General features: G+C 43.1%; 26 protein-coding genes. 23 read left to right on the forward strand and 3 right to left on the reverse strand.

The features are described from left to right. Positions 1–70: 70 nt before the first annotated feature. From MTR82_RS07090 to MTR82_RS07120, 7 genes are all read left to right on the forward strand, one after another. On the forward strand, positions 71–514 hold the full coding sequence (locus MTR82_RS07090) for a tripartite tricarboxylate transporter TctB family protein (protein ID WP_052650813.1): 444 nt from the start codon (positions 71–73) through the stop codon (positions 512–514). Between the two features lie 6 nt (positions 515–520). Next, positions 521–2,020, forward strand: coding sequence for a tripartite tricarboxylate transporter permease (locus tag MTR82_RS07095; RefSeq protein WP_425023839.1), 1,500 nt, complete (start codon positions 521–523; stop codon positions 2,018–2,020). After that, positions 2,021–3,169, forward strand: coding sequence for a galactonate dehydratase (dgoD, locus tag MTR82_RS07100; RefSeq protein ID WP_246808468.1), 1,149 nt, complete (start codon positions 2,021–2,023; stop codon positions 3,167–3,169). Between the two features lie 15 nt (positions 3,170–3,184). Further along, on the forward strand, positions 3,185–4,171 hold the full coding sequence (locus tag MTR82_RS07105; protein ID WP_246808469.1) for a 2-hydroxyacid dehydrogenase: 987 nt from the start codon (positions 3,185–3,187) through the stop codon (positions 4,169–4,171). Between the two features lie 24 nt (positions 4,172–4,195). After that, positions 4,196–5,026 carry an aldo/keto reductase gene (locus tag MTR82_RS07110; protein WP_246808470.1) on the forward strand — a complete coding sequence of 277 codons (831 nt, stop codon included), beginning with the start codon at positions 4,196–4,198 and terminating at the stop codon, positions 5,024–5,026. 202 nt (positions 5,027–5,228) lie between these two features. After that, positions 5,229–6,452: a MalY/PatB family protein gene (locus MTR82_RS07115; protein ID WP_246808471.1), complete on the forward strand. Its 1,224-nt coding sequence runs from the start codon at positions 5,229–5,231 to the stop codon at positions 6,450–6,452. Between the two features lie 513 nt (positions 6,453–6,965). Beyond that, a complete protein-coding gene (locus MTR82_RS07120) occupies positions 6,966–7,388 on the forward strand; it encodes a hypothetical protein (RefSeq protein WP_246808472.1) in 423 nt (140 codons plus the stop codon). A gap of 72 nt (positions 7,389–7,460) precedes the next feature. Here MTR82_RS07120 and MTR82_RS07125 read toward each other — a convergent pair whose 3' ends face one another. Beyond that, positions 7,461–8,423: a GNAT family N-acetyltransferase gene (locus MTR82_RS07125; protein WP_246808473.1), complete on the reverse strand. Its 963-nt coding sequence runs from the start codon at positions 8,421–8,423 to the stop codon at positions 7,461–7,463. A gap of 253 nt (positions 8,424–8,676) precedes the next feature. Here MTR82_RS07125 and MTR82_RS07130 point away from each other — a divergent pair, with 253 nt between their 5' ends. Then, positions 8,677–9,021: an acyltransferase family protein gene (locus tag MTR82_RS07130; protein WP_246808474.1), complete on the forward strand. Its 345-nt coding sequence runs from the start codon at positions 8,677–8,679 to the stop codon at positions 9,019–9,021. 56 nt (positions 9,022–9,077) lie between these two features. Here the strand turns inward: MTR82_RS07130 and MTR82_RS07135 are convergent, their stop codons facing one another. Beyond that, positions 9,078–10,079, reverse strand: a complete 1,002-nt coding sequence (locus MTR82_RS07135) for a GNAT family N-acetyltransferase (RefSeq protein ID WP_246808475.1) — start codon at positions 10,077–10,079, stop codon at positions 9,078–9,080. A gap of 208 nt (positions 10,080–10,287) precedes the next feature. Between MTR82_RS07135 and MTR82_RS07140 the strand changes: the two genes are divergently transcribed. From MTR82_RS07140 to MTR82_RS07190, 11 genes are all read left to right on the forward strand, one after another. After that, a complete protein-coding gene (locus tag MTR82_RS07140) occupies positions 10,288–10,800 on the forward strand; it encodes a hypothetical protein (protein ID WP_246808476.1) in 513 nt (170 codons plus the stop codon). A 42-nt stretch (positions 10,801–10,842) separates the two neighbouring features. Continuing rightward, positions 10,843–11,304, forward strand: a complete 462-nt coding sequence (locus tag MTR82_RS07145; RefSeq protein ID WP_246808477.1) for a GNAT family N-acetyltransferase — start codon at positions 10,843–10,845, stop codon at positions 11,302–11,304. Positions 11,305–11,307: 3 nt separating this feature from the next. Continuing rightward, entirely contained in the window at positions 11,308–12,315 is a 1,008-nt protein-coding gene (locus MTR82_RS07150; protein ID WP_246808478.1) for a GNAT family N-acetyltransferase, read from the forward strand. A 67-nt stretch (positions 12,316–12,382) separates the two neighbouring features. Continuing rightward, positions 12,383–12,853, forward strand: coding sequence for a VanZ family protein (locus tag MTR82_RS07155; RefSeq protein WP_246808568.1), 471 nt, complete (start codon positions 12,383–12,385; stop codon positions 12,851–12,853). Between the two features lie 199 nt (positions 12,854–13,052). After that, positions 13,053–14,114, forward strand: coding sequence for a UDP-glucose 4-epimerase GalE (galE, locus tag MTR82_RS07160; RefSeq protein ID WP_246808479.1), 1,062 nt, complete (start codon positions 13,053–13,055; stop codon positions 14,112–14,114). A 135-nt stretch (positions 14,115–14,249) separates the two neighbouring features. Further along, positions 14,250–15,233, forward strand: coding sequence for a UDP-glucose 4-epimerase GalE (gene galE, locus MTR82_RS07165; RefSeq protein WP_246808480.1), 984 nt, complete (start codon positions 14,250–14,252; stop codon positions 15,231–15,233). A gap of 301 nt (positions 15,234–15,534) precedes the next feature. Further along, positions 15,535–16,737 carry a glycosyltransferase gene (locus MTR82_RS07170; protein WP_246808481.1) on the forward strand — a complete coding sequence of 401 codons (1,203 nt, stop codon included), beginning with the start codon at positions 15,535–15,537 and terminating at the stop codon, positions 16,735–16,737. Positions 16,738–16,821: 84 nt separating this feature from the next. Next, a complete protein-coding gene (locus tag MTR82_RS07175) occupies positions 16,822–17,559 on the forward strand; it encodes a YveK family protein (RefSeq protein WP_246808482.1) in 738 nt (245 codons plus the stop codon). Then, positions 17,556–18,242, forward strand: coding sequence for a CpsD/CapB family tyrosine-protein kinase (locus MTR82_RS07180; protein WP_279576979.1), 687 nt, complete (start codon positions 17,556–17,558; stop codon positions 18,240–18,242). The genes MTR82_RS07175 and MTR82_RS07180 overlap by 4 nt, the downstream gene beginning before the upstream one ends. Positions 18,243–18,466: 224 nt before the next feature. Further along, entirely contained in the window at positions 18,467–19,597 is a 1,131-nt protein-coding gene (locus MTR82_RS07185) for a right-handed parallel beta-helix repeat-containing protein (protein ID WP_246808483.1), read from the forward strand. Between the two features lie 40 nt (positions 19,598–19,637). After that, positions 19,638–20,612: a hypothetical protein gene (locus MTR82_RS07190; RefSeq protein WP_246808484.1), complete on the forward strand. Its 975-nt coding sequence runs from the start codon at positions 19,638–19,640 to the stop codon at positions 20,610–20,612. Between the two features lie 58 nt (positions 20,613–20,670). Here MTR82_RS07190 and MTR82_RS07195 read toward each other — a convergent pair whose 3' ends face one another. Next, a complete protein-coding gene (locus MTR82_RS07195) occupies positions 20,671–21,669 on the reverse strand; it encodes a GNAT family N-acetyltransferase (protein ID WP_052650832.1) in 999 nt (332 codons plus the stop codon). Positions 21,670–22,183: 514 nt separating this feature from the next. Here MTR82_RS07195 and MTR82_RS07200 point away from each other — a divergent pair. From MTR82_RS07200 to rfbA, 4 genes are read left to right on the forward strand one after another with little or no spacing between them, the layout of a single operon-like run. After that, positions 22,184–23,149, forward strand: coding sequence for a glycosyltransferase family 2 protein (locus tag MTR82_RS07200; RefSeq protein WP_246808485.1), 966 nt, complete (start codon positions 22,184–22,186; stop codon positions 23,147–23,149). A 39-nt stretch (positions 23,150–23,188) separates the two neighbouring features. Further along, positions 23,189–24,682 carry a lipopolysaccharide biosynthesis protein gene (locus MTR82_RS07205; RefSeq protein WP_052650834.1) on the forward strand — a complete coding sequence of 498 codons (1,494 nt, stop codon included), beginning with the start codon at positions 23,189–23,191 and terminating at the stop codon, positions 24,680–24,682. Between the two features lie 18 nt (positions 24,683–24,700). Then, complete coding sequence (locus MTR82_RS07210) at positions 24,701–25,852, forward strand: DegT/DnrJ/EryC1/StrS family aminotransferase (protein WP_246808486.1); 1,152 nt, start codon at positions 24,701–24,703, stop codon at positions 25,850–25,852. 17 nt (positions 25,853–25,869) lie between these two features. Next, positions 25,870–26,757, forward strand: coding sequence for a glucose-1-phosphate thymidylyltransferase RfbA (gene rfbA / locus MTR82_RS07215; protein WP_246808487.1), 888 nt, complete (start codon positions 25,870–25,872; stop codon positions 26,755–26,757). Positions 26,758–26,762: the final 5 nt, after the last annotated feature.

A 26,762-nucleotide genomic window follows, 5' to 3' on the forward strand; every position in this document is an offset into this window, starting at 1 on the left:
ACATTACCCAGACGATTGTCATGAAAGGGGCTTGACATTTGTCAAGCCCCTTCTTTAAGGAGTGAAATGCGTGAAGAAACCCAATTACATTAGTGGACTGATCATCATCATTATTGCTGGCTTTTTCTATTCGTTAACTTTCAATTTTCCAAAATTGGAAAACCAATTAATCGGCGCAGAATTTATGCCGCGTGTATATTCCGTTATGTTGATTATTTTAGGTTCCATTCTTCTGATTCAGACATTTCGTAACAAGGAAGAATCGGATGAACAAGAGAATACAATGAAATATTCAATCGGAGCCATGTTGTTTGTTATTTTGTATGTTGTTGTCATTCCATATATCGGATTTTATATCTCGACTTTTTTGCTGGTGTTAGGATTATTGCTGTTCTCTAAAGTTAAGAACAAAATCCTGCTTATTACGATACCGGTTGGAACCAGTCTCTTCATTTTCGTTTTCTTCCAGATTCTGCTGAAAGTATCGATACCGATGGGTACGTTATTTTCTTAATTAGGGGTGAATAGTTTGGACTTATTATTAGAAGGTTTAACAGGTGTATTTCAATTAAATGTACTGCTCATCCTTTTAATGGGCATTATTGCTGGTATCACAATTGGATCACTTCCAGGGCTGACAGCTACGATGGGAGTGGCGCTGATTTTGCCAGTCACTTTTGGAATGGAGCCGGTTACCGGAATTCTCTTATTGATTGGAGTCTATTTCGGAGCCGTATACGGCGGGTCCATCACAGCCATTCTGATCAACACGCCAGGAACTCCATCTTCTGCTGCTACTGCAATAGATGGCTATGCGATGTCAAAGAAAGGTTTAGCGCATAAAGCATTAACCGTATCAACAGTTTCTTCGGCTATTGGCGGTATATTAAGTGTCATTGTTTTAATTTTTATCGCACCGCAGCTGGCTACGTTCGCTTTGAAATTCAGTGCTCCGGAAACATTTGCATTGGCAGTCTTCGGAATTTCCATTATTTCAAGCATTGCTGGTAAGTCTATGGTCAAAGGCCTGATTGCAGGTTTTATCGGATTATTAATTGCCACTATCGGTATCGATCCAATTGGTGGCTTCCCACGTTTTACTTTTGACAATGTCAATCTCTCAAGCGGTATTAATTTGATACCAGTAATGATTGGGCTGTTCGCTGCTTCGGAAGCTTTCAGGGCGATGGGGAGTATTTTCTCGACACGAAAACTTACAATTGTAGTTGAGAAAGTAAAGTTGAAATGGATTGAATTTAAAATTTTAATTGGTACAATCCTTCGTTCAGGGGCTATCGGAACATTTATCGGAATGATTCCAGGAGCGGGCGGAGACATTGCCGCTTTTGTTGCCTATAACGAAGCAAAACGTTTTTCGAAAAATAAAGACGGCTTCGGCAAAGGGGAAATGAAAGGTGTGGCAGCTCCAGAAGCAGCAAATAATGGTGTGACTGGCGGCGCAATGATTCCTTTGCTGACTTTGGGCATTCCAGGTGATGCCGTTACCGCAGTTCTATTAGGTGCTTTAATGGTACAAGGAATTCAGCCGGGTCCGATGTTGTTCGAAAATAACGGTCCGATCGTCTATACATTATTTGTCGGGATGTTGGTTGCAAATTTAATGATTCTGATTGTCGGGTTATTTGGAATCCGGCTTTTCACAAAAATATTACTGGTGCCAACCACTGTATTAACACCGATTATTTTAGTGCTTTGTGTAGTTGGAGCGTATTCTCTTGGAAATAATTATTTTGATGTTCTCGTCATGTTGATTTCAGGAATTGCGGGATACTTCTTAATGCGCTACGGCTTCCCTGCCTCTCCAATAATTTTAGGGATTATACTGGGGCCATTAATGGAGAGTAATTTCAGAAGGGCTTTAGTAATGTCTCAAGGAAGCTTTGACATCTTTATCACTAGACCTATTACAGTGGTCTTGCTCATCTTGGCGGTTATAACATTATTTTCTCCGCTGTTGACTAGAAAAGTGAAAAAACCGACGACGGAAGGAGAATCATAAATGAAAATCATCAGCTATGAATTGTTTCAAGTTCCACCGAGGTGGCTGTTTTTAAAAATTGAAACAGATGAAGGAATTATCGGATGGGGAGAGCCGGTAATTGAAGGTCGAGCATCTACGGTCAAAGCTTGCGTCCATGAATTGATGGAGTACTTGATTGGAAAAGATCCTTTACGAATTGAAGATCATTGGAATATGTTATACCGTTCAGGTTTTTACCGGGGAGGTCCAATTCTGATGAGTGCAATTGCCGGTATTGATCAAGCGCTATGGGACATTAAAGGGAAGTATTTTGATGCCCCTGTCTACCAATTGCTCGGCGGGGCTTGCCGCGATTCGATTAAAGTGTATTCATGGATTGGCGGCGATCGTCCAGCTGATGTTGGGTTAGCTGCACAAAAAGTTGTGGATGCTGGATTTACAGCGATTAAAATGAACGGCACCGAAGAGCTCCAATACATTGACTCTTATGAGAAAATTGATCAAACGCTTGCGAGAGTTGCGGCGGTCAGAGAATCAGTTGGCTCTTATGTTGGCATCGGCATCGATTTTCATGGGCGTGTACATAAACCGATGGCAAAAATTTTAGCCAAAGAACTTGAGCAATTCCGGCCGATGTTCATCGAAGAACCGGTACTAGCAGAAAATAATGAAGCGTTGAGAGAAATTGCGAAACATACGACAATTCCGATTGCGACGGGTGAGCGAATGTTCTCTCGCTGGGATTTTAAGCAGATTCTTACAGAAGGCTATGTGGATATTATCCAGCCAGATCTGTCTCATGCTGGAGGCATCACTGAATGCAAAAAAATCGCTACGATGGCAGAAGCATTTGATGTGGCCCTCGCCCCGCACTGTCCACTTGGCCCTATTGCTTTAGCTGCTTGTTTGCAAGTAGATGCGACCGCGCACAACGCTTTTATTCAAGAACAAAGTCTGGGCATCCATTACAATCAAGGGAATGATCTCCTGGACTATATTAAAGACCCTTCTGTATTTGAATATACAGAGGGTTATGTGAAAATTCCACAGGGTGCTGGTCTTGGAATCGAGATAAATGAAGATTACGTGAGACAGCAAAGTGAAATCGGCCATAACTGGAAAAATCCAGTTTGGCGTCATCAAGATGGCAGCATTGCCGAGTGGTAAATGGGAGGGGAAAAGATGAAGCCTAAAGTATATATTGCTAAACCGATTCCGCTTGAAGTAGAAGAATATATTGCCCAGTACTGCGAGTATAAAATTTGGGATAAAAAAGAAGCGATTCCCCAAGACGTTCTATATGAAGAGATTGCTGATGTCGACGGATTAATGATTTCGAAATGGAAAGTCTCAGAAGAATTCTTGGATCATGCACCAAAATTGAAGATTTTCAGCAATGTCGCAGCCGGTTATGAAAACTTCGATTATGAACTGATGAAAAAACGAAATGTGCTAGGCACCAATACTCCTCATGTTCTGGATGACAGTGTTGCCGATTTGGCATTGGGACTAATCTTGATGACGGCTAGAAAGTTAGGGCGGTTGAATCAATACGTAAAAGACGGAAGCTGGTCCCGTTTAGACGACGAAGATTTCTTAGGGCAAGATGTTCACCATGCCACTTTAGGGATTATTGGGATGGGCAATATTGGTGAAAAGATCGCTAAACGGGCAGCCTTAGGATTTGATATGCAGGTACTTTACAATAATCGCTCTAGGCGTCCGGAAGCAGAAGAAAAGTATGGAGCAGTCTATACAGAGTTAGACGTCCTACTTCAAAAAGCGGATTTTGTTTTAGTCATGCTTCCTCTTAGTCCAGAAACAGAAGGGCTAATTGGCAAAAGAGAATTTGATTTGATGAAGCCAACATCTTTCTTTTTCAATTGCTCCCGCGGAAAAATTGTGAAAGAAGCAGAATTGATCGAAGCGTTGCAGACCGGTTCAATCAAAGGAGCTGGCCTTGATGTATATGAAACAGAGCCTGTGGATAAAGACAATCCTTTGCTAAAAATGGATAATGTGGTGACTATGCCGCACATGGGTTCCGCTACAGAAGCGACACGATTCAAAATGGCTATGACGGCAGCGCATAATTTAGTAGCAGGAGTTACAGGGCAAAATCCGCCAAATCTAGTCAAAGAATTAAAAGACATGGCAAAACAAAAATGAACTGATAAAATTGGAGGCTACGAAATGTATAAAAGTTTACAAGATACCGTAACACTTAATAACGGAGTTAAGATGCCGATTATGGGGCTTGGAGTTTTTAAGGTGGAAGACGGAAATGTTGTAACAGAGGCAGTTAAAGCGGCTATTCAAAATGGCTATCGAAGCATCGATACAGCCTCGTTTTATGATAACGAAGCAGGAGTAGGAAAAGGAATTAAAGAATCTGGCGTTCCTCGAGAAGATTTATTCATTACCACAAAAGTTTGGAATAGCGACCATGGTTATGAAAACACCTTAAAAGCTTTTGATATCAGCTTAGAGAAACTAGGATTGGAATATTTGGACCTTTATCTGGTTCATTGGCCAGTTAGAGGCAAATATGTTGAAACATGGAAAGCTCTAGAAAAGCTGTATCATGAGGGGAAAGTGAAAGCGATTGGCGTCAGCAACTTTAATATTCATCATTTAGAAGATATTCTGAGAGAAGGCGAAGTTAAGCCAGTGATCAACCAAGTTGAATACCATCCACATCTGACGCAAGTGGAGCTACGAGAATTCTGTGAACGTGAAGGCATTCAGTTAGAAGCGTGGTCTCCATTGAAAAAAGGCGAATTGCTAGGGGACCCGGTTATTCAACGGCTTGCTGAAAAGCATCAAAAAAGCCCCGCGCAAATTATTTTACGCTGGGACATCCAAAATAATGTCTTAACCATTCCCAAATCAATTAAAGAACATCGAATCATTGAAAATGCAGATATCTTCGATTTTTCATTGGAAGAAGAAGATATGCAAGAAATCAACGGCTTAAATATCAACAGCCGTAGCGGTGCAGATCCTGAAACGTTTAATTTCTAAGCTATACCCAAATGCTGTATCCTTCTTAAAGACGGATACAGCATTTTCTTTTGTTAATTTTCAAACAAATAATATGAGGCGGACTTATCTCAGCAGGATTTCACCTTATGCTTCAAGAATAGCTTAAGTGGCAATGTGTATGATTAGACGAGTTGCGCGTCCATATGCCAAACTAGATGTAGAACAGAAAGGAAGTAGTGGAATGAAATATAATTTCGATGAATTTGTAAATAGAAGAGGCACTTATTCGATGAAATGGGACGGCGGCGACATGATCAAAGAGTTTGGTTTGACCGAGCGCTATGATGAAGACACCATTCCGTTATTTACAGCGGATATGGATTTGCCGGTGCCGCAGCCGCTTGTCGATGCGCTCCACAAAACAGTGGATCACCGCATTTTCGGCTACTCTGTTTTTCCAGAAGAATATTATACAGCGATCCAGCGCTGGTTCGAAACGCGCCATGGCTGGAAGATTGCCAAAGAGGAAATCGTCTACAGCCCTGGCACAGTTCATGCCTTGAACGTAGCGGTGAAGGCTTTGACAAGTGAAGGCGATGGCATCATCATCCAGCGTCCGGTTTACCCGCCGTTCACTTCCGCGATTGAAGGGAACGGACGGAAAGTTGTCAACAATGCGATGGTCAAAGGCGAAGATGGCCAGTACGGAATCGACTTTGAGGATTTTGAAGAAAAAGCAAAAGACGAAAAAACGACCATGTTCGTCCTTTGCCACCCGCATAACCCGACCGGCCGCGTCTTTACGAAGGAAGAACTGGCGCGCATGGCGGAAATTTGCCATCGCCATGATGTGGTGATTGTGGCTGATGAAATCCATGGCGACTTGATCCGCAAAGACCAAGTATTCGTCCCGATGGCGAAAGCTACGGAATTTACGGATAAGCTCATTACGTTCACGGCCATCAACAAAACTTTTAACGTCGCTGGCTTGCACTGCACAAACGTCATCATTTCGAATGAAGATTTGCGTGCGACGTTTGCAACGGAAATGGGCATGCAATTGCCGTCGCCGTTTGCAGTGTCTGCGTTGATCTCCGTTTACAACGACGGCGAAGATTGGCTTGAGCAGCTAAAAGACTATATCGATTGCACGATGCAGATGGTCAAAGACTATATGGCTCAGCACATGCCGGAAGTGAAAGTGGTCATTCCGGAAGGCACGTATGTCATGTGGCTCGATTTTAGCGGCTATAACATTAGCGCGAAGGAAATCCATGACCGGATTTTCAATAAAGCCAATGTCCTGCTTGAAGACGGCAATATGTTCGGAGAGGAAGGGGAAATGTACCAGCGAATCTGCATCCCGTCTCCGCGCCCGTTGATCCAGGAAGCCTTGGAGCGGATCTCCCGTGAGTTTGAAGATCTTTCAAAAAAACAGCCCGTTGAAGAACAGGCAGCAAAATAAAAATAATTGTGTGATAACCATCTCCCAAATGTATTTGGGGGATGGTTTTTTATTGGTATCAAAAATTCCAAAGCCAAGAAAAACACTTCAACTCATAAATCTCGAATTGCGAGTAAACCTATATACCTTCTTATCGATTTTACACCCCATGGATACAGGAAGAAGCTAAAAATAATAGTCTATATGAATCATAAGGTTCTCAAACCCTGATTAAAGGTTCGTTTTAAGATGACAATAATTTGTCTTATCATATAATAAACGATTATCGCAAGAGAATAGTAAGAATTTTTCAGAAATAATAATTATGAGCATTTAAGTCTATTCTAAAAAATAAATTGAAGGTATATAATACCTAATATAAAGAAAAAATAAAAAGTCTAAAGGGTTATTTTATTGTATATTACTTCAAGTCAATTTTTGCCAATGATTTAGGAGACTTCAACAGCCAAAGCCTGTATTGATAAATTGCAATGCTTTTCTAAAAGAAAATATTTTTACACAGGAGAGGAATTAATGTTTATATTCAAAAGAGAACCGGTAGTAGAGGAATTCGATACAAGCAAATTCAAGAAAATTGTAGGGGAAACCGTAGAGGAAATGTTAAAAACTCGGGAGGAGACAGTGTATTTTCTGGAAGAATATGACCTCGTCCTGATTTTTTCCTGGGAGTTTGACCATATTGAAGGGTCGATTTATAAATGGTCAGAGTTCCAGACCTCTCTGGAAGAAGGGGCGTCGATCTATAACGAATCTTTATACACAGAAAAAAGATACATATACCGAAAAGACGATAACCTCGTCACCTACATAGATGATGAGAAAATAAAAGATTTCTCGATGGAAAATTTAAACGTATTTTATTGCATGTGCGAATTGATTCGCTTATATGATATCCAAGTGGATGAGCGAGGGCGCTACCGATGTGTTTGGACATAAAATGAATACGTATACATAAAAGAAGAAAAGACGATTCCAAATGGCTCATGTTGCCTTTTGGAATCGTCTTTATTAGTTAGTCTGGGTGAGTTGAGCGAATTTGTTCAATTCCCGGTGAATTTTTTCATTCCAAATTTTATATCCGGTGTAGTAGGAGAATTCGGTATTTTTTCCAAACTGCTTTTTGAAAAGAAACAGCGAATCTTCTGGGTCGCTTGTTCTTCCGCCGCCGTCGTGGATCAAAGTGAAATTGTTTTCTTTCCCCCATATTGTTAATGCGTATTGCAGAATCGAAGCAGGAGAAAGATGATGGTATTCCTCGAATGTTCCCGACAAGTGCGTGCTGATAAGTTTGCCGTAGAGAAAATTGATCCCCATCCCAATTGTTTTTCCTTCATAAATTACTTCGGTCAAGAGAATATGTTCACGCAAATTAGCTAGACATTTGTCGAAATAAGCTTTATCAAAATAATAAATATCTTCGGCTTGATTGCGTTTCATGGTTTCGTAGTAAAGTTCCATAAAATTTCCGAGGCTGTCTGGCTGAAGAGTCAATTTAAAACTGACACCGCTTTTTAAAGCTTTTTTGATATTCCTTCGGCACGATTTCGAAAATTCGCTTTGGACCGGGTCTTCCGATAACTCCAGGTTGGTGCCGGTCGTTTTCCGCTTAAAAGAAACATCGTAGCAGCCTCTGAAATCTTCGGCGTTTGAAAAAACAGGGTGGAAGCGCACAATTTCGCGCACAATTCGCTGCTCTACGCAGTATTTTTGAAAAGCGGCTTGGAATTCTTTAACGAGCACCGGCTTGTCGCGCTCGAGGCAATCCGAAATCATCGGTCCGCCATAGCCGTAAGGCGTTTTAAGTTCGTAATAGGTGTGCCCTTCTAGTTTTGTTTCCAATTCGCACCGAATGAATAGATGCCTAATTGAACCTAATGGGTGCTTAAATTCGAATACTTCGCAAAATCCTTTTTCAATGGCTTCGTATAAACGGGCGTAAGGCTTTTCAAAATAAATATCTTTTAAAGTCATGTATTCGCTCCTTTACAATTGAAAAAGCATATTAACTATTAGTATATACAAAATCACGGAATAATAATACTGAAAATTCAGATAAGTAACATTTTTTATGGAACAGAAAGAAATACACTGAATAAAGTAGTTCTAATTTTCAAACAATATGATATCATAGAACTAGGAAATATTTTTTTAGTTTCTTTAGCCTCAGCCTCATCTTACAAAAAGAGCTTGTCACTGGAGTAAAACCGACAAAGGGGGAGTATTGATGAACAGAGATGCATTCTTGCCAATGATTGAAAAGAAATACGCGAAAAACTTATCCGTAAGCGAAGTGCAGAACCCGGAAGATACATATTCGCGTTCGGCGCAGCGGGAACGTAGAAAATTCGAGTCGATGAAATTGTTTTTGTCGCTTGCCACTGTTTTTGGAGTCGCGCCATTCAGTTTTGTGATCTTCGGCATTCTTCATGCACATCTTGGCCTGAATTTATTTCTTGCAGCCGTGTTCATGATGGCGGTCCCGATTGTTTTTAGCCATTTCCTCTCAGGCGTGATCCAGAAAGAATACGACAGGAAAATGGAAGAGGTCAATAAAGAAAAGCTTGTTTAAATGCCAGCCCTATTAAAAAGGCGCAGATGTGGAACTCTCCCCATCTGCGCCTTTTTTTATCCGACTTCTTTCGTTGCCGGAGCCCGATAAGCCGGAAAACATGGATTGGGTGGAACCGCTCCAACTGCGGCCGTCAGCCGTTCGTAAACAGTTGGGTTCCAAATTTTGTAGCCGAAATAATAGTCAAACTCCGTATGTTTTCCGAAGCGTTTTTTAAATTGGAACAGCTTGTCGTCCGGGCTTGCTGTTCTCCCGCCGCCAGAATGGATGAGCTTCCTGTTCTGTTCCTTTGCCCAGATGGTGAGTGTTTGCATCATGATGTAGACGGGCGACAAGTGAATCGTTTCCTGAAGCGTGCCGGACAGGTGGATATGCACATAATCTCCGTGGACGAAATTCATGATCATTCCAATCACTTCTCCTTTATAGAGGGCTTCAACGAGTAAAATGGAAGGGCCGAGAAGAGCCAGGCATTTCTCGAAATACTCATCCGTAAAAAAGTAGACCTCTTCAGCCTGATTTTTTTGCAGCGTTTTGTAGTAGAACTCTTTAAACAGTTTTAAACTTTTGGGATGCCGGGTCACGCGGGTCTCAATTCCAGCCTTCAGGGCCCGTTTGATGTTCTCTTTCGCTGATTTTGAAAATTCACTTAGAACCGGATTTTCAAAATCAGCGAGGTTGGTGCCGACCGTTTTTCTTCTCCAAACCACTTCATACATTTCTCCAAAATCTTGTTCATTGGAAAAGACGGGGTGGAAACGGACAAATTCACTGACGATATTGCAGTCTTGGCAGTATTGCTGAAAAGCCTTCTGAAATTCTTTTGCCAATACGGGACGATCGGCTATATTTTCACAGAACATGAGCGGTCCGCCGTATCCGTATGGGGTAGTGAGATCATAATAGGCAGCACCGTCCAGTTCGATTTCAATTTTACGTTTAATAAAGAGGTGTTTGACGCTGCCAAGCGAATGGGTGAACTCAAAAGTTTCGCAGACTCCGCCCTCGATTTCTTCATAAAGTTTTCCGTATGCTTCTTCAAAATAGATGTCTGGCAATCCAATCACCCTCGTTTCTCAAAATAATGGATCAGGTTAAGCTGCACAGTTCTATTTAAATTGATTTCTCTTAATTTATCAATATTGAATTCAGAATTATCTGTATTTGTTATAGGTCCTTATGATATACTCTTTTCAAATATTTTAGAAAATATTTGATTAGATATAGCTTAATTATCCTGAATTAGTTCTAGGAAATAAGGGAGGAATGAATGTGCAAGTGCCGGACATTTATTTTTTGCCTGAATGGGGGAAGTTTTTTGAGACGAAAGAGGCGGGCGGAGAATGGCGTGTATTTGAGATGAAAAATGAAAAAGGGCATGTCTATTATCAATTCATTGTCAGGCCAACGCCGGTCCAGGTAGACGGGGCACGTTATTCCGATATTATTACGCCGTACGGATTTAGCGGACCAATCATTTTGAAATGTGAAGAAGGGCAGCGGCAGCAGCTGGCTGCAGAGTTTCAGGAGCAATTCCAGCGATATTGCGAAGAGCAGCGGATTGTCAGTGAATACATCCGCTTTAATCCGTGGCTGCGGAATCGGCTTGATTTTGAAGATTACTATGAGTTTCGCGACAACGGGCATACGCTCTATATCGATTTGACAGGGGAAGATTATTTTATGGAGCAATTCTCTTCTTCGAGCAGAAGGCAAGTGCGAAAAGCGGTTAAGAACAATGTGTCCATCGAACTGAATTTCACCGGCTCTATGATATGACGGCCCGAAAAAAATAACATTGAGGACTATTTTCTTTTCAGTTTGGAATCTTTGCATGCATCGTTCGAGGTGTTCAAAGGCAAGCAATTTTTCATAAACGCGACTCATGAAGGCAGCTACATTTCCTCTTCGTTCATTCTTCACCACGGGGACTATATGCATTACCATCTGGCGGCAAATGACCCTTCCGCCTATCCGCTAGCAGGGAACAGCCTGGTCATTTCAGAAGCATGCCACTGGGGAGTCGAAAACGGCAAAAAGGAACTCCACCTTGGAGGGGCCGGATCGGATGAAAACCTTTACCGTTTTAAACGGAACTTTACAAAAGCTCCTCCATTAGAATTGCTTATGGGGAAGAAAATCCGTATGCCGGAAGCCTATGATCAATTATCGGAAGCAAAAAAAGCGCAGGAAGGAATTAAACATCCGGGCTATTTCCCGCATATCGTGGGTAACGGTTGGGACGAGCGCTTATATAAAGAGAGAGAAGAAAAGAGGTTTTGAAAAATGAACGATATCTATTTTAAAAAAGATTATGCGCGGCTCTATGAAAAAATCGAGGGCGGCGCAGCGGAAGAGTTTTGCTACGAGGGGCCAGAAGGAACCGTTAAAAATCTATTTATCAAAAGAGAAATTCCGCTTGAAGTTGAAGGCGGTCCGTATTATGACTTGACGACTCCCTACGGGTACGGTGGCCCGATCATTCTCGACTGCAAAAATGGCGATAGAGACGGGCTCGCAAAAGCATACGAAGCGGCTTTTCAGCGGTACTGTAATGAAAACAATGTGGTGTGTGAATTTGTCCGATTTCATCCGCTTTTCAATAATGCAGCGGATTTCAAAGAATGCTACGAGATCCGTTTCAAAAGAAAAACCATCCAGACCTGGTTGAAAGGATGGGATGATTTGATTCTGCATGAATATTCCTCTTCCTGCAGACGAGACATTCGGCAGTCGCTGAGAGCGGGGGTGGAATTCCAGGTTGTTCAAAACCCGGACGATCTTCATGATTTTAAAAAGATTTACTATTCGACGATGAACCGGAATGATGCAGACTCCATTTACTATTTTGACGATGAATACTTTGAAAACTGCATGAAACTGCTGGGTGAATATCTGGTCACAGTGGAAGTGATGTATGAAGGGAAGACAATCGGCATGAGTATCAGCTTTGCTTGCGGCGACGCGATCCATGCCCATCTCACCGGGACGCTGAAAGAATACCACCGGCTAGCGCCAGCCTATGTGCTGCAATACGCCCTTGCCTTATGGGGAGAAGAACATGGCTACGAACGGATCCATCATGGCGGAGGGAGAACTGGGGAAAAAGACGACAAACTCTATCAATTTAAAAAGAAATTCAGCAAAAGTGCAGAGCTGGATTATTTTACTGGCCACCGCATCTGGAATCCCGAAGTATATGGGCTTTTATGTGAAAAGGCGGGGACAGAAATGAGCGGAGACATCTTGCCTGCTTACCGGCTTGCCGCAAAAACTGAAAAGACAATGAGTTGATGGGAAAGAGAACCGTTGAAATGGTATAATGGAGCCAAAACTGTTGGAAAAAGAGGCTAATCGATTGATGAAAAACATACCAAAAGCAGCTTGGGCGGCTGTCCTGATCTGGATGGCCGTCATTTTTTTCTTGTCCCATCAACCTGGGAGCGAATCAGGTGAACTAAGTTCCGCCATTACGGAAAAAATCATTGCTGCAGCTGAACAGATTTCGCCGGCGCTCGGGTATTCTGTAGAAAAGCTGCATACAATAGTCCGCAAAAGCGCCCATTTTGCAGCTTATCTCCTGCTGGGCATTTTAGCGCTGAATGCGCTTCGAAAAAGCGGTGCAGCTGGATTCCGCAGTTATGCATTTGCGTTTTGCATAGCAGCGGGATATGCCCTAACCGATGAATTTCATCAGTTGTTTATCCCGGGCAGAAGCGGTGAAATGCGGGACGTCGGAATCGACAGTGCAGGAGCAGCTGCTGGCCTCCTGCTGTTTTGGCTCTTCCGAAGATGGTTTTTCCCGAAGCGGGATTCCCGTTCCATAAATTGAATTCCTCTTGAAAAAAATCGTTCCTGTTAAGGGACGATTTTTTACATTAAATATTTTTTCTATTATTTACAGCAGAAACCGTCCAATAACCTAAAGAATTTAAAATTATTAGATAATTTCGGCTATTTAACTTTAATTTAACCTAAGCCATTTAGTATAGGAAGTCATTAGAAATCCTTGGAGCAGGAGGAGGACCACTATGATATTTATAACAGGCGGAGCGGGATTCATTGGCAGCCATGCGGCAGTTGAATTGCTGGAAGCGGGTCATGGAATTGTTGTGGCGGATACGTTGATCAACAGCCAGAGCGAAGCCATCCGGCGCATTAAAAGTATCACAGGCAAAGACTTTCCTTTCTATCAAGTCAATCTGTTGGATTATAAGAAATTGAACGAAATCTTCACTTTGCATCCCATTTCGGCAGTCATGCATTTTGCGGGGCTGAAATCGGCGGCGGAATCCGAGGCGGATCCGCTCGCTTATTACCGAAATAATTTAGCGGGTACGTTGTACTTATGTGAAATCATGAAGAGGCACGGGGTTAAAAAACTGATTTTCAGCTCCTCGGCGATGGTTTACGATGTATCAGATGATACGCCGCTCATCGAAGAATCGCCGCTCGCTGCTTCAAATCCGTATGGGCGCAGCAAATCGATGACGGAAGAAGTCCTGAAAGATTTACTCGTCTCGGATCCTGAATGGCGCATCGCGGTGCTTCGTTATTTTAATCCGATTGGAGCGCATGAAAGCGGGCTGCTCGGAGAGGAGCCGAAAGGCAAGCCGAACAATCTGATGCCGTTCATTACGCAAGTGGCTGTAGGAAGGCGGAAAGTGGTGCAAGTATTCGGCGACGATTACGATACCCATGACGGCACCGGAGTCCGTGACTATATCCACGTTACCGATCTGGTGAAAGGGCATGTGAAAGCGCTGGATTATTTAGAGACGCATGAAGGGCTTGAAATCTTCAATTTAGGGACCGGAAAAGGCTATTCCGTATTAGATTTGATCCGCACCTTCTCTTTAGCAACGGGCATTGATGTGCCTTATCAAATTGCTCCCCGACGGAGCGGAGATGCTGCCTGCTATTGGGCAGATCCTTCAAAAGCCCAATCGGTCTTAGATTGGAAAGCGGAAAGAGATTTAATGCAAATGTGCCGCGATTCCTGGAACTGGCAGGCGAAAAATCCCTTTGGCTATAAAGAATCGATGCATCCTGCGGCCTCCTTTTTAGGGCGGGAGTTGGATAAAGCTTTTTAAATCTGAATGGTTGGGAGGGGCAGTGGGTTCACGCTGCCCCTTATTCGAGAGGAATTGCCCATTCCGCCCCAAAATATGCTATGCTTTTCACATATTTTGTAAAAACTAAACGTCTGAAAAATAAAGGGGAATTTGATGTCTATTCTGATTTGTGGAGGCGCCGGCTATATCGGCAGCCATACGGTAAAAGAATTAATCGGCAATTATGAGGTCGTCGTACTCGATAATCTGACTACAGGGTTTCCTGTCCTGCTGGATGAAAAAGCGACCTTCATTCATGGAGATTTAGGCGATGAGGAAACGTTGGACCGAGTCTTCCAAGAGCATAGCATCGAAGCGGTTTTCCATTTCGCAGCCAATAGCCTGGTAGGCGAATCTGTCGCGCAGCCCTTAAAATATTATGAAAACAATGTCGGGTCTACGATTACGCTCTTGAAAAAAATGGTGGAATACGGCTTGGATAAATTCATCTTTTCTTCTACGGCAGCGACGTATGGAATTCCGGACAGCGCAATCATTACAGAAGAAAATCCGGTCCGTCCAATCAATCCATATGGCCGTTCGAAATTGATGGTTGAACGGATTCTTGCAGATACGGCGAAAGCGCATGATTTCAAGTACGTCATTTTGCGGTATTTTAATGCAGCAGGCGCGCATGCTTCTGGAGAAATTGGAGAAAGCCACGATCCTGAAAGCCATTTAATCCCGATTATCTTGCAGCATCTGCTTGGAGAACGCGAAAAGATTTCGGTTTTCGGCACCGATTATGAGACGCCGGACGGCACCTGCATCCGGGACTATATCCATGTCACTGATTTAGCAAATGCGCATATTTTAGCCTACGAAGGATTGGTCAAGGGGAAAGTGGAGAATGAGATTTTCAATTTGGGCAATGGTTCCGGCTATTCCGTAAAAGAAGTGATCGGTCTTTGCGAGCAGATTTCCGGCAAAAAAGCAGCAGTTGAATGGACTGAGCGCCGCCCCGGCGATCCTGCCGTATTGGTCGCATCTTCCAAAAAAATTCAGGACATCCTTGGTTGGACCCCGAAATACAATTTAGAAGAAATGATCCAGAGCGCTTGGGCTTGGCACAGCAAAAGCTATAATCGCCAAATTTAATCGAGCCGAAAGAAACTTTTCAATGGATCTGGCAGTCTACCCTTATAAAAGGGCAGGCTGTTTTTTCTTACACCCCCTTCTTGCTCCTTTCGTATGAAACGATTTTAGTCCTTCTAACTATAAAAAGATGAATTTATTTCAAATATTTTCAGAATTATTAGTTATTTCAGTTAAATTCGTATTATAATGATTTTATTAGCAATAAAACCTATGTCCATTCAGCCATATTTTCTTTATAATGAACCAAATCATTTGTAGAAGCAGTCTTTTGCAATTCACCTAAGCATTGGGAAGTGGAGTGATGGAGATGCAAATTGATCATTTTGTGGTAGCGCCGTCTGGCATTGGAGATGACGCATTAAAGTATAGAAGGCACCGGCTCGTCGAAAAATTGCTGGGGGATCCGGATACGGGGAAAGTCTTCTGGATCTCGCCGATAGAGACAGGCAATAAAGGAGAACTTTTCAGGAAAGAAAAGCGCTGGAGAAGAGTGGACCAGTCAGAAAAACTGGTAGAGCTGAAAATCAATGACTATAAAAATATCATCACTCTACAAAGCGGAATGGCGCTTTCTACTTTCAAAAAAATTGTTAAGGAAGTCAGCAGGGCAGAGAAACGGATTCTCTGGTTCACTTATCCGGGTTTCAGCGATTTGGCGGCTGCCGCAAAATGGAATCGCATTGTTTACGATTGCAGTGATTCCTGGGGGAGCACGTGGGTACAGCCGAGGGGCCTGAAACGAGTGAAACCGGCTGTCTTAAAAAAAATGATCCAGCTGTCCGAGAGAAGAGTGGCGAAGAGCAGTGCTGTCCGCTTTGCGAGTTCGCAATTTTTGGGGGATAAAATCGAGCGCATCACAGGCGAACCGGCTGCCATTATTGAAAATGGAGTGGAATACAATGACTTTGCCAATGCCGCCACTGCTGAATTGGCGGAAATTCCTTCGCCGAGATTCGGATTCATAGGCGGCATCAAAAGCAAACTCGACTTTGAGCTTCTCTACGAATTGGCGATTACAGCGCCGTCAGTCCAGCTTGTACTTGTCGGGCCCGCAGCGAAAGAAAAAAATGAATCGCTCGATAAGCTGTTGTCTTTGAGAAATGTCCATAGCCTGGGCGGCGTGAAATACACCAAAGTTCCGGAATATATAAAAGCCATGGATGTCGGCCTGCTTCCTTACAAGAAAATCGAATACAATCAAGCTGTCAGTCCGTTAAAGATGTTCGAATACTTAGCGGCTGGAATTCCGGTAGTCGGCATTGGGGTGCCCACTACTGAAAAGTATCAGCAGGCGGGCGTCTATTCCTATGCAAAGAGCGATTTGGAGTTTATTTCTGAATGCCTCAAAAGCATTAAGCTGAGAAATTCGGATAGTTTGATTCAAGAAAGGCAAAAAACAGCGAAGCAGCAGGACTGGGATGAGAAGCTTTCGTTGATGATCCATCTCGCCAAAGATCCTTTATATGAGGAGAATGCTAACCTCTTAAATAATCTGAATTATTAGATTTAATTTTGAAAATGAAGATTTAGGGATTCTATTGGCCTATATAAACTAAAAAAGAAATTTAGGAGCAAAGGGGACAGCGGTATGATTGAAGAAATAAACTTGCGCACGGTATATGGAATTATTAAAAAGAGGATTTTGATGATTATCAGCCTGGTCATTTTAGCTGCAGTATTGGCAGGGGCAGCGACCATTTATCTTGTGACGCCCATCTATCAGACTTCGACCCAGATTCTCATCAATTCCGAGCAAAGCGAAACGATGCCTATTACCAATACAGACATCCAAACAAATCTTCAGTTGATCAATACGTACAGCGTCATCATTAAAACGCCTTTTATATTGGACCAGGTCATCGAACGCTTGGGCTTAACGGTGACAGCGGAAGAATTGACAAATAAAATAACCGTGAATTCCGCATCCGAGTCTCAAGTCATCGATATCTCAGTAAGAGATGCGAATGCGGCCGAAGGCGTCAGAATCGCAAATATGATTGCGACGGTTTTCCAGGCGGAAATCGAAGAATTGATGAATGTAGACAATGTCAATATTCTTTCAACTGCTACACTGAGTGAAAATCCGGAACCGGTTGAGCCTAATCTGGTGATGAATATTGCAGCAGCCGCTGCAGGCGGGCTTGTCCTCGGCCTCGGCATCGCTTTCTTATTGGCCTTTTTAGACACTACGGTGAAAAGCGAGGAAGATGTGGAGGAATTGCTCGGACTGCCGATACTTGGCGTCGTATCTCCGATGAATGACAGCCATAAAGTCCGAAAGATTGAACAAATATCTCTTAAGGAAAAGGAGGCGTTTAGAGCATGAGCAAATCGAAAAAGAAAGTAGATCGGACTGGCAGAAAGCTTGTAGCGTATACGATGCCGAAAAGCTTCGTTTCAGAACAATTCCGGAATGTCCGGACGAATATTCATTTTTCAACGCCGGACAAAGAAATCCGGTCGCTTGCGATTACTTCCGCAGCTCCGGGAGAAGGCAAGTCCACCGCTGCCGCCAACTTGGCCGTCGTTTTTGCACAGGAAGGCAAGAAAGTTCTCTTGATCGACGGCGACATGCGAAAACCCACGATGCATCATACGTTTGAAATCCGCAATACCGTCGGACTCTCAAGCGTATTGACTCGCCGCTTGCCGGTGGAGGCAGCGATTAAAAAAGGGCCGATCAGCGGCTTGCATTTACTGACATGCGGACCGATTCCTCCTAATCCGGCTGAGCTGCTGGCTTCAGAAACGATGGCTCAGCTGATTCAGCATTTAGGGAAATCCTACGATTTGGTCATCTTTGATTCGCCCCCGATTTTATCCGTAGCGGATGGGAAATTGATTGCGGACCATTGTGAAGGCACGGTTTTAATCATCAATTCGGGCACCACTGAAAAACGCGGCGCGCTGAAAGCGAAGGAAATGATTGAAATGACAAGCAGCAAACTTCTGGGAATCGTCCTTAATAATTTTACTCCAACGAAAGAAACTTATTATTATCAATATTAAAAGCCGTAGGAAGCCGCAGCTGGAAGGAAATCCACCTCCTTTGGCAAACGGCTTTTCTATTGCCTTTAAATATTAGAAAATTCAAATAATATATTTTAAATTATGCATTTCTCTGATAATATTAAATATATGATATTTACTAAGAGGGGCGTGGGAATTCTCCTAAAACAAAATGGCAACTGTTCTAAAGAACATCATTTATTCAAAGCCGAAGGAGGATCCAATTGGAGAATGCAAAATGGTTGAGGTGGATGGTCGTTTTTTTGGGAATTATGGGAGTTAGTTATTTGCTTTATATGAACTTGAATAATTCGGAAGGTACGGAGGAACCGGAGGATGAAAAGGCGGTGGCGGATAAGAACGGTTTAGTAGGAGATGGTATAGCGGATGATACTGCGGCGCTGCAAGCAGCCATTGATGCTGTGCCGCCGGGAGGGACGCTGAAATTGCCTGCTGGCACCTATAAAGTGAGCCGGAATCCAGCTTTAAAGGCTGTCACGGGATACGGGGAAAGCCACTTTGCACTTGAAATCACCCAGCCTCTCACAATTGAAATGGATGAAGTGACAATCCAATCGGAAACGGACGGGCGATACGGGATCTTTTGGATCCATGATACGGCGGATGTCCATTTGAAGGGGGGCGCGCTCATCGGGGATAAATTTCCGCATGATGCCGAATTGACTTCGAATATCGCGGTGCTCTTGCATGAAACACAAAACAGTACGATTGAAAATACGTACACGAAAAACCACTCGCAAGGAATCCATTTGCATGATGCGGACAATAATTTAATCCGAAACGTCACTTCGGAATACAACTACGGCTCCGGCATTATTAATTTCTCATCCAACAATAACATCATTGATTCCTGCACGGTAAGGAATTCAAGCGATGGCCATCTTTCCTTGTATGGGGTCGGCGAAAACAATACCGTAGTCAATTGCGTAGTCACGGAAGACCGGCCGGACCACACAATTGAACAAGGGATTACAGTCGAAAGCGAAAAAAACAGCCGCATTGAAAACAATACCGTCAACGGGTTTTATTATGGCATTGATATCAAAAATGGCGCTGAATGGAATATCATCACTTCCAATAACGTTTTTGACAACGAATACAATATCGCAATCCGCCCGGGAGACGGCGGCGAAAACCTTTTGACGCCAAGCCATGACATTGTCATCACCAATAATTTTGCGACCAACCCGCGAGGCGACTCGCATTTCGGGATTTTCGTCGATATCGGAGAAGGGCATGTCATTACAGGCAATACCGTAAACAAAGGAAATTTAATCATCTCAGATTCAGACATGTTTGCGAAATATGAAAAGCAAAATTTTTATGTGGATTGACTTTAATGAAAAGTAGGCAAAGAGATGAAGGGGTGTTGGTGTGAAGGAAATCGGGGGATATTTTGAGCTTGAGAATTTAGTGCAGCATGAATTTTATCCGGATTTATTGGCTTTGAACAGTGCGCGGAATGCTTTGTTATATGTCATGAAAGCGAGAAAAATCAAAAAAATATACATTCCTTATTATTTATGCGAGTGCATACGGGATACGTTGCAAAATCACCAATACGATTTCAGCTATTACCACATCGACCAGGATTTTATGCCGAAAATCGATCATCAGCTGGAAAACGGGGCTTACCTATACATTGTCAATCATTATGGCCAGCATTCAAATGACACAATCAAAAAATTTGAGTCGCTGTACGGCCCTCTTATTGTCGACAATACCCATGCTTTTTTTCAGCCGCCGCTCCCGGGAATCGATACCATTTACTCCTGCCGAAAGTTTTTTGGTGTGCCGGATGGCGCTTACCTTTCGACGGATGCGGTTTTGGATGAAGAACTGGCTATGGACGCTTCTAAAGACCGGTATCCATACATGTTAGGGCGATTTGAAGGGAAAGCTTCGGATTATTATAAGGAATACCATGAAGTCAACGAATTATTTGATCTGGAGCCGTTGAAGCATATGTCGAAACTGACGCAGAATATCATGGGCGCTGTCGATTATGAAAAAGCGAGAGAAGCGCGCAGCCGCAATTTCAGTTATTTGGCAAATGAATTTCAGGAATGGAATCCTTTAAATATCTCTTCTCCAGACGGTGCATTTGCCTACCCGTTCTATTGCGAAAACGGACCTGAAATTAGAAAGCTTTTAGCTGGGCAAAAAATTTACATTCCGACGCTATGGCCGAATGTTTTGGCGGATACGGAGGAAACGTCTGTCGAGAACCGCTACACAGCCAATATCCTGCCGCTTCCATGCGACCAACGCTACAGTTTGGAAGATATGGAATACATGGCGGGTCTATTAAAGAAAGAGCTGAATGATTCAATCGCCGTCGAACGATAAAAGTGAAAAGCTGCCGTCCCTTTGTAGGGCTGGCAGCTTTTTAGCTTTATTAAATTGATTAAACAGTGGAAATGGTTCCGGCAGGGCTGCGGTATGCGGGAAAAAAATCACTTTCCATCGAACCATTTTCATCACATAGGCGGCTATAGATTTTTTCGTTCCAGATCCTCGTGCCGGTATAGTATTCAAATTGCGTATTCTGCCCGAACTTTTTCTTAAAGAGGTAGAGGCTATCATCCGGATCGCTCGTTTTGCCGCCTCCAGAATGGATCAATTCGGCGTCGTTCGATTTGCCCCATTCTGCAATGGCATAGGTCAGGACGTATACGGGAGCGAGATGATGGAATTCTTCTATCGTGGCCGAGAGGTGGGTGTGGATCCACTTATTGAAATGGAAATGAAGTTCCATGCCGATCACTTTTCCTTCGTACATGGCTTCGGCCAGGATGATTTGATCGCCGAAATATTCCAGGCATTTGGCAAAATACTTATCATCAAAAAAATAGATGTCGTGGGCACCGATTCTTTTCATGGTTTCCACGTACATAGTTCGGAATGGAGCCAGGCTATCGGGATTTTTTGTAATTCGATAGGTGACGCCGGCTTTCAGCGCTTTGCGTATTGTTTTTCTGGTGGATTTTGAAAATTCATGTTGGATCGGGTCTTGATAAGGGGCTAATGCCGTGCCGGTAGTGAAACTTTTGAAAGCAAGTTCATAGCAGGCTGAAAAATCCCGGGCATTGGAGAATAGAGGATGGAACCGTACGAACTCGCTGACGATTTGCTGCTCTTCGCAGTAGGAGGAAAATGCTGCCTCAAACTCTTTGGCAAGTAAATTTCTTTTTCCTTCTTGGCATGATGTGATCAGCGGTCCTCCGTAGCCGTACGGGGAAGAAATATCAAAGTATTGGCTGCCGTTTAGCAGAAGGGGAATTTCTTTCTTGATGAACAGATGCCTGACTGAACCAGTGGAACTCTTAAAATCAAATACTTCACATGTGCCGTTTTCAATCTGTTCATACAAGAGCCCGTAATTTTTCTTATAGTATATATCCACGAATGCATACACCTCAATCCATTTATTTTATCTTTATTGTTTTCAAAGAAAGCGAATCGAATGACACTAAAAACCTCCTAAAAATTCCTGAATCAGGGAATCTTAAAATTTATTATAGCAAGAGGGAAAGGAAAAGTGAATAATAAAACAGATTATTCAGAAAAATAAAGAGGAAGTAAGAGATTCCTCCGTAGGATAAACAAATTAGACATACAGGAAGAAAAGGGTTTTAGTTTTCTAAATAAATAAAATAATCTAAATAATCTGTTACTTATGGTGCATTCTATGATAGAATGAAAATTAAATAGAATCACTTAAGTAGAAAGTATTAGTATTATTCCGAACAAAAAGGATTATTTTAACAAAGCCGTTACTAATGGCTCTTAATAGCTGCAGTGGATTTTAGATGAAAGGAAGAATGATAAAAGCATTTATCAAATTGCCAGAAAGAAAATGGCCTGATAGAAGCGATCTCTTACTAGAAAGAATTTAATTGAAGAGGAGCCATATAAGGATGGAAAAAGAGATAATGGTGAGCATTACCTGTGAAGCCTATAACCATGAAAAATATATAGCAGATGCACTTGAAAGTTTTCTCATGCAAAAAACGGATTTTCCGTTTGAAATCCTTGTTCATGATGACGCTTCAACTGATCGAACGGCAGAAATCATTAAAGAGTATGAGAGGAAATATCCAGACATTATAAAGCCGATCTACCAAACAGAGAATCAATATTCAAAAGGTGTCAATGTTGAACTGATCAATACGAGCCGGGCCAAAGGAAAATATTCAGCCACTTGTGAAGGCGACGATTACTGGACGGATCCGTTCAAGCTCCAGAAGCAAGTGGATTATATGGAAGCCCACCCGGAGTGCAGCATGTGTGTGCACGCGGCCTACAAAGTATCATCGAGCCGGAAAAAGGCAGTAGCGAAGGTGCGGCCGAGCACGGAAAGCAGAATTTTTACCGTAGAAGAATTGATTGAAGGCGGAGGCGACTTTGTTGCGACCAATTCAATCATGATTGCCCGTGAAAAGGTAGGGGAAATGCCGCAGTTCTACTTGAATGCCGTAGTGGGCGACTACCCTCTAGTGATTTACGCGGCCCTTAAAGGCAGTGTCTATTATATAGACGAAATCATGTCCGCCTACCGCATCGGTGTAAATGGTTCTTGGACAGACAGGGAGCTCGGCACGTTGAGCAAAAAAACACAGCATGTTTATGATATTGCATCGATGCTGGACGAAATCAATGCCTACACCCATTTTCAATACGATAAGGTAATCAACCGGACAAAGAGGAAAAACCATCTTTGCCTGTTGATTGAAATGGGTGAAAAAGAAGAAGTGAAAAAACCGGAATACAGCGAGCTTTACAAGGAATTAGGGTTGAAAAGAATAACTGCCTTGAAAGTGAAGCATTCATTTCCGCGGATTGCCCGTGTGTTAAAGGCTGTGAAATGGAAGCTGATTACGTAAATAAGAGGGACACCACTTTATTTTGATTGGAGCCAGCTTATGGAAAAGCAAAATTCCTTAAAGAAAAAGACAATAAGCGGTTTGCTTTGGAGCTTTGGCGACTTGGTGGGGAACCAAGGGGGACAGTTTATCATCCAAATTGTATTGGCCCGGATGCTGCTGCCGGAAGACTTTGGGCTGATTGGCATGATTTTGATTTTTGTGGCCATCTCCAATTCCATCACCGACAGCGGATTTACCCAGGCACTGATCCGGGAGCAGAAAGTGACGCAAACGGATTATTCCACGGTCTTCTACTTCAATATCGCCGTTTCGCTGTTTATCTATGCCGTCCTGTATTTGGCAGCGCCAGCCATCAGCTCTTTTTATAGCCAGCCTGAGTTGACTATGCTGATCCGGGTGCTTTCGATTGGGGTCATCATCAATTCTTTTGCCATCATCCCAAGGGCGATGTTCACGAAAGAAGTGAATTTCAAAGTCCAGGCAAAAGTGAATTTAACTGCGAGTGTCGCATCGGGAGTCCTGGCGGTAGGAGCGGCTTTTGCCGGACTGGGCGTTTGGAGCTTGGTCATCCGGCAATTGACGATGAATGCAGTGCAATCGCTTTTTTTGTCTCTGTCAAGAAAATGGCTGCCTTCCCTTGCATTTAGCTGGAAGTCATTTAAGCGATTATTCGGATTCGGGTGGAAATTATTGGTTTCAGGATTAATCGATACGATTTACAACAATATTTTCTTCTTGATCATCGGGAAACAATATTCCGCCAGAAGCCTTGGATTTTACACGAACGCTTCCAAATTCAGTGATGTCGCTGCCCAGACTTTGACAGCCACCTTGCAGCGAGTGACGTATCCGGTCCTCAGCAGCCTGCAAGAGGATGAGAATCGGATCAAGCAAGCATTCCGTAAAATTATAAAATTATCCGGTTTTATTATTTTCCCGATCATGGCAGGAATTGCTGCCATAGCCGGGCCGCTCATCCATTTGGTGCTGGGAGAGCAATGGGCAGGGATGGTGATCTATTTTCAGCTGCTGTGCATTGCTGGAATGCTTTATCCCATCCACGCCTTGAATTTAAATATCCTTCAAGTACGCGGTCGCTCGGATTTGTTTCTGTACTTGGAAATAGCCAAAATGGTGGTCTTGTCGCTTCTCATCTTTTTAGCGATTTGGTTCAAACTTGGCATTATGGGGCTTGTCGGGGTCATCGTCCTCGATTCGTATGTGGCTCTGTATTTCAATACTTACTTTTCTGCCCGTGAAATTTCCTATTCCATAAAAGAGCAGATAAAAGACTTGCTGCCGATGTATCTCGTTTCCCTTGCAATGGGCTTCGCTGTTTACATGGCCGGCGAATACCTATTTGAAAGCGATTTATGGAAACTGCTGTTCCAAATCAGTTTGGGCATTGCCTTATACATCGCAATCAGCAAGCTTTTAAGAATCCAGGAATTAACGATTATTTTCGATCTGCTAAAGCCGATGCTAAAGAAAATCAGCTTTGCCAAATCAAGCGATATAAAAAAAGTGTGATCGTGGGGGATGAAGAATATGGCAAATCCGTTTGAAAAACCGATCTATATTACCAGTCCATTGCTTCCGAATGCAGAAGATGCAGCGAATAAAATCAGTGAAATTTGGGAAAGCGGCCAAATAACGAATAACGGGAAACAGCACAAAGAATTGACCGAACAGTTGGAAGCCTATTTGCAAGCCCCGCATCTTTCGTTGTTCAACAACGGGACATTGGCGCTATTGCTTGGCTTAAAGGCGCTTGGCCTCACAGGGGAAGTTATTACGACGCCTTTTACTTTTCCGGCTACCGTTCAAGCGTTGGATTGGAACGGCCTGACACCTGTTTTTTGCGATATTGACCCGATTACTTTGAATATCGATGCGTCAAAAATTGAATCATTAATTACAGAAAGGACCAGCGCTATTCTAGCGGTTCACGTTTTCGGAAATCCGTGCGATGTAGAACAGATTGGAAAGATTGCCGAAAAATATAAGCTGAAAGTTATCTACGACGGAGCGCATGTGTTTGGTGCAAAACTAAATGGCCGGCCAATCAGCGACTTTGGAGACATGACAATGTTCAGTTTCCATGCGACCAAATTATTCAATACGATCGAAGGCGGCGCTCTATCAGTCAAAAGTGAAGACGTGCTGAAGAAGCTCAATCTTTTGAAAAACTTTGGAATCTTAAATCCCGAAGAAGTGGTGCTTTCAGGACTGAACGCCAAAATGAACGAAGTCCAGGCGGGAATCGGCATCGAAGTCCTCAAACTTGTAGAAGAAGAACGCTCGAAAAGGCATCAATTGATGAAGCTTTACGAGCACAACTTGGCGGAAATTCCAGGCATCCGTCCGATTACGGTTCTCGAAGGGGAAGAGAGCAGCTATCAGTATTTTGTCATCGAAGTGGATGAACAGGAATTCGGCTTTTCGAGGGACTGGCTGCACCGGGAATTGGAGAAATACAATGTCTATACCCGCAAATACTTTTATCCGCTATGCAGTGATTTTGAATGGTATCGGCAGCTTGAATCTGCCAAACCGGAAAATTTGCCGAAGGCCCAAAAAGCAGTGAAGGAAGTTTTATCTATGCCGTATTACGGCAAATTGCCGCTTGAAGCCGTCAATCAAATTTGCCAGTTGATCAAAGAGCTTCAGCAAAGCTCAAAGGCTTTGACTCGAATCTAAGAAAAGAGGGATTGGTTATGAAAGGGATCATTTTAGCCGGAGGATCCGGGACGCGCCTTTATCCATTGACAAAATCCATTTCGAAACAGATGCTGCCGGTTTATGATAAGCCGATGATTTACTATCCGCTTTCGGTATTGATGCTTGCGGGCATTAAAGAAATTTTGATCATTTCAACTCCACGGGACGTTGCCGGATTTTTAAGCCTTCTGGGCAATGGGCAAAAACTTGGCATCAAATTGGAATATGCCATTCAGGAAGAGCCAAAAGGATTAGCAGAAGCTTTTACCATTGGGGAAAGTTTTATCGGGGACTCGCCAGTGGCCCTGGTTCTCGGGGATAACATCTTTTACGGCTCGGATTTTGGGAGCCGCTTAATCGAGTCATCTGAACTGGAGCAGGGCTGCATTATTTTTGGCTGCCATGTTGCTGATCCGCGAGCGTACGGCGTAGTGGAAGTTGGAGATGACAACCGAGTCCTTTCAATTGAAGAAAAGCCGAAAGAACCAAAATCCTCTTTTGCAGTTCCAGGTTTGTATTTTTTTGATAATCAGGTGATTGAAATCGCCAAAAGCATAGAGCCTTCCGAGCGGGGAGAGCTGGAAATCACTTCGATTATCGATGTCTATCTGCAAAGAGGTGAATTGACCGTCAACCTTATGGGACGCGGGCTCGCCTGGTTGGATACCGGAACCCATGAAGCCTTGCTGCAGGCGGCCAATTTTGTCGAAGCCATCCAAAAAAGACAGGGATTATACGTATCTTGCATCGAAGAGATTGCCTACCGCCGGGGCTATATTTCCCGCGCGCAATTAATGGAGTTGGCAGAGCCATTGATCAAAACCGATTACGGAAAATATCTGCTTGATATTGCAGCAGAAAAATCCTTTCAATTAAACAATTGAGAATA

It is taken from the genome of Planococcus ruber, from assembly GCF_022819085.1.
Taxonomy (GTDB): domain Bacteria; phylum Bacillota; class Bacilli; order Bacillales_A; family Planococcaceae; genus Planococcus; species Planococcus ruber.

Coding starts and splice junctions, on each gene's coding strand:
- MTR82_RS07155 (WP_246808568.1), top strand. CDS start 12,383: ATGAAAAACATACCAAAAGCAGCTTGGGCGGCTGTCCTGATCTGGATG.
- dgoD (WP_246808468.1), top strand. CDS start 2,021: ATGAAAATCATCAGCTATGAATTGTTTCAAGTTCCACCGAGGTGGCTG.
- MTR82_RS07170 (WP_246808481.1), top strand. CDS start 15,535: ATGGAGATGCAAATTGATCATTTTGTGGTAGCGCCGTCTGGCATTGGA.
- MTR82_RS07125 (WP_246808473.1), bottom strand. CDS start 8,423: ATGACTTTAAAAGATATTTATTTTGAAAAGCCTTACGCCCGTTTATAC.
- MTR82_RS07205 (WP_052650834.1), top strand. CDS start 23,189: ATGGAAAAGCAAAATTCCTTAAAGAAAAAGACAATAAGCGGTTTGCTT.
- MTR82_RS07210 (WP_246808486.1), top strand. CDS start 24,701: ATGGCAAATCCGTTTGAAAAACCGATCTATATTACCAGTCCATTGCTT.
- MTR82_RS07115 (WP_246808471.1), top strand. CDS start 5,229: ATGAAATATAATTTCGATGAATTTGTAAATAGAAGAGGCACTTATTCG.
- MTR82_RS07140 (WP_246808476.1), top strand. CDS start 10,288: ATGAATGTGCAAGTGCCGGACATTTATTTTTTGCCTGAATGGGGGAAG.
- MTR82_RS07130 (WP_246808474.1), top strand. CDS start 8,677: ATGAACAGAGATGCATTCTTGCCAATGATTGAAAAGAAATACGCGAAA.
- galE (WP_246808479.1), top strand. CDS start 13,053: ATGATATTTATAACAGGCGGAGCGGGATTCATTGGCAGCCATGCGGCA.
- MTR82_RS07110 (WP_246808470.1), top strand. CDS start 4,196: ATGTATAAAAGTTTACAAGATACCGTAACACTTAATAACGGAGTTAAG.
- rfbA (WP_246808487.1), top strand. CDS start 25,870: ATGAAAGGGATCATTTTAGCCGGAGGATCCGGGACGCGCCTTTATCCA.
- MTR82_RS07175 (WP_246808482.1), top strand. CDS start 16,822: ATGATTGAAGAAATAAACTTGCGCACGGTATATGGAATTATTAAAAAG.
- MTR82_RS07200 (WP_246808485.1), top strand. CDS start 22,184: ATGGAAAAAGAGATAATGGTGAGCATTACCTGTGAAGCCTATAACCAT.
- MTR82_RS07120 (WP_246808472.1), top strand. CDS start 6,966: ATGTTTATATTCAAAAGAGAACCGGTAGTAGAGGAATTCGATACAAGC.
- galE (WP_246808480.1), top strand. CDS start 14,250: ATGTCTATTCTGATTTGTGGAGGCGCCGGCTATATCGGCAGCCATACG.
- MTR82_RS07150 (WP_246808478.1), top strand. CDS start 11,308: ATGAACGATATCTATTTTAAAAAAGATTATGCGCGGCTCTATGAAAAA.
- MTR82_RS07180 (WP_279576979.1), top strand. CDS start 17,556: ATGAGCAAATCGAAAAAGAAAGTAGATCGGACTGGCAGAAAGCTTGTA.
- MTR82_RS07105 (WP_246808469.1), top strand. CDS start 3,185: ATGAAGCCTAAAGTATATATTGCTAAACCGATTCCGCTTGAAGTAGAA.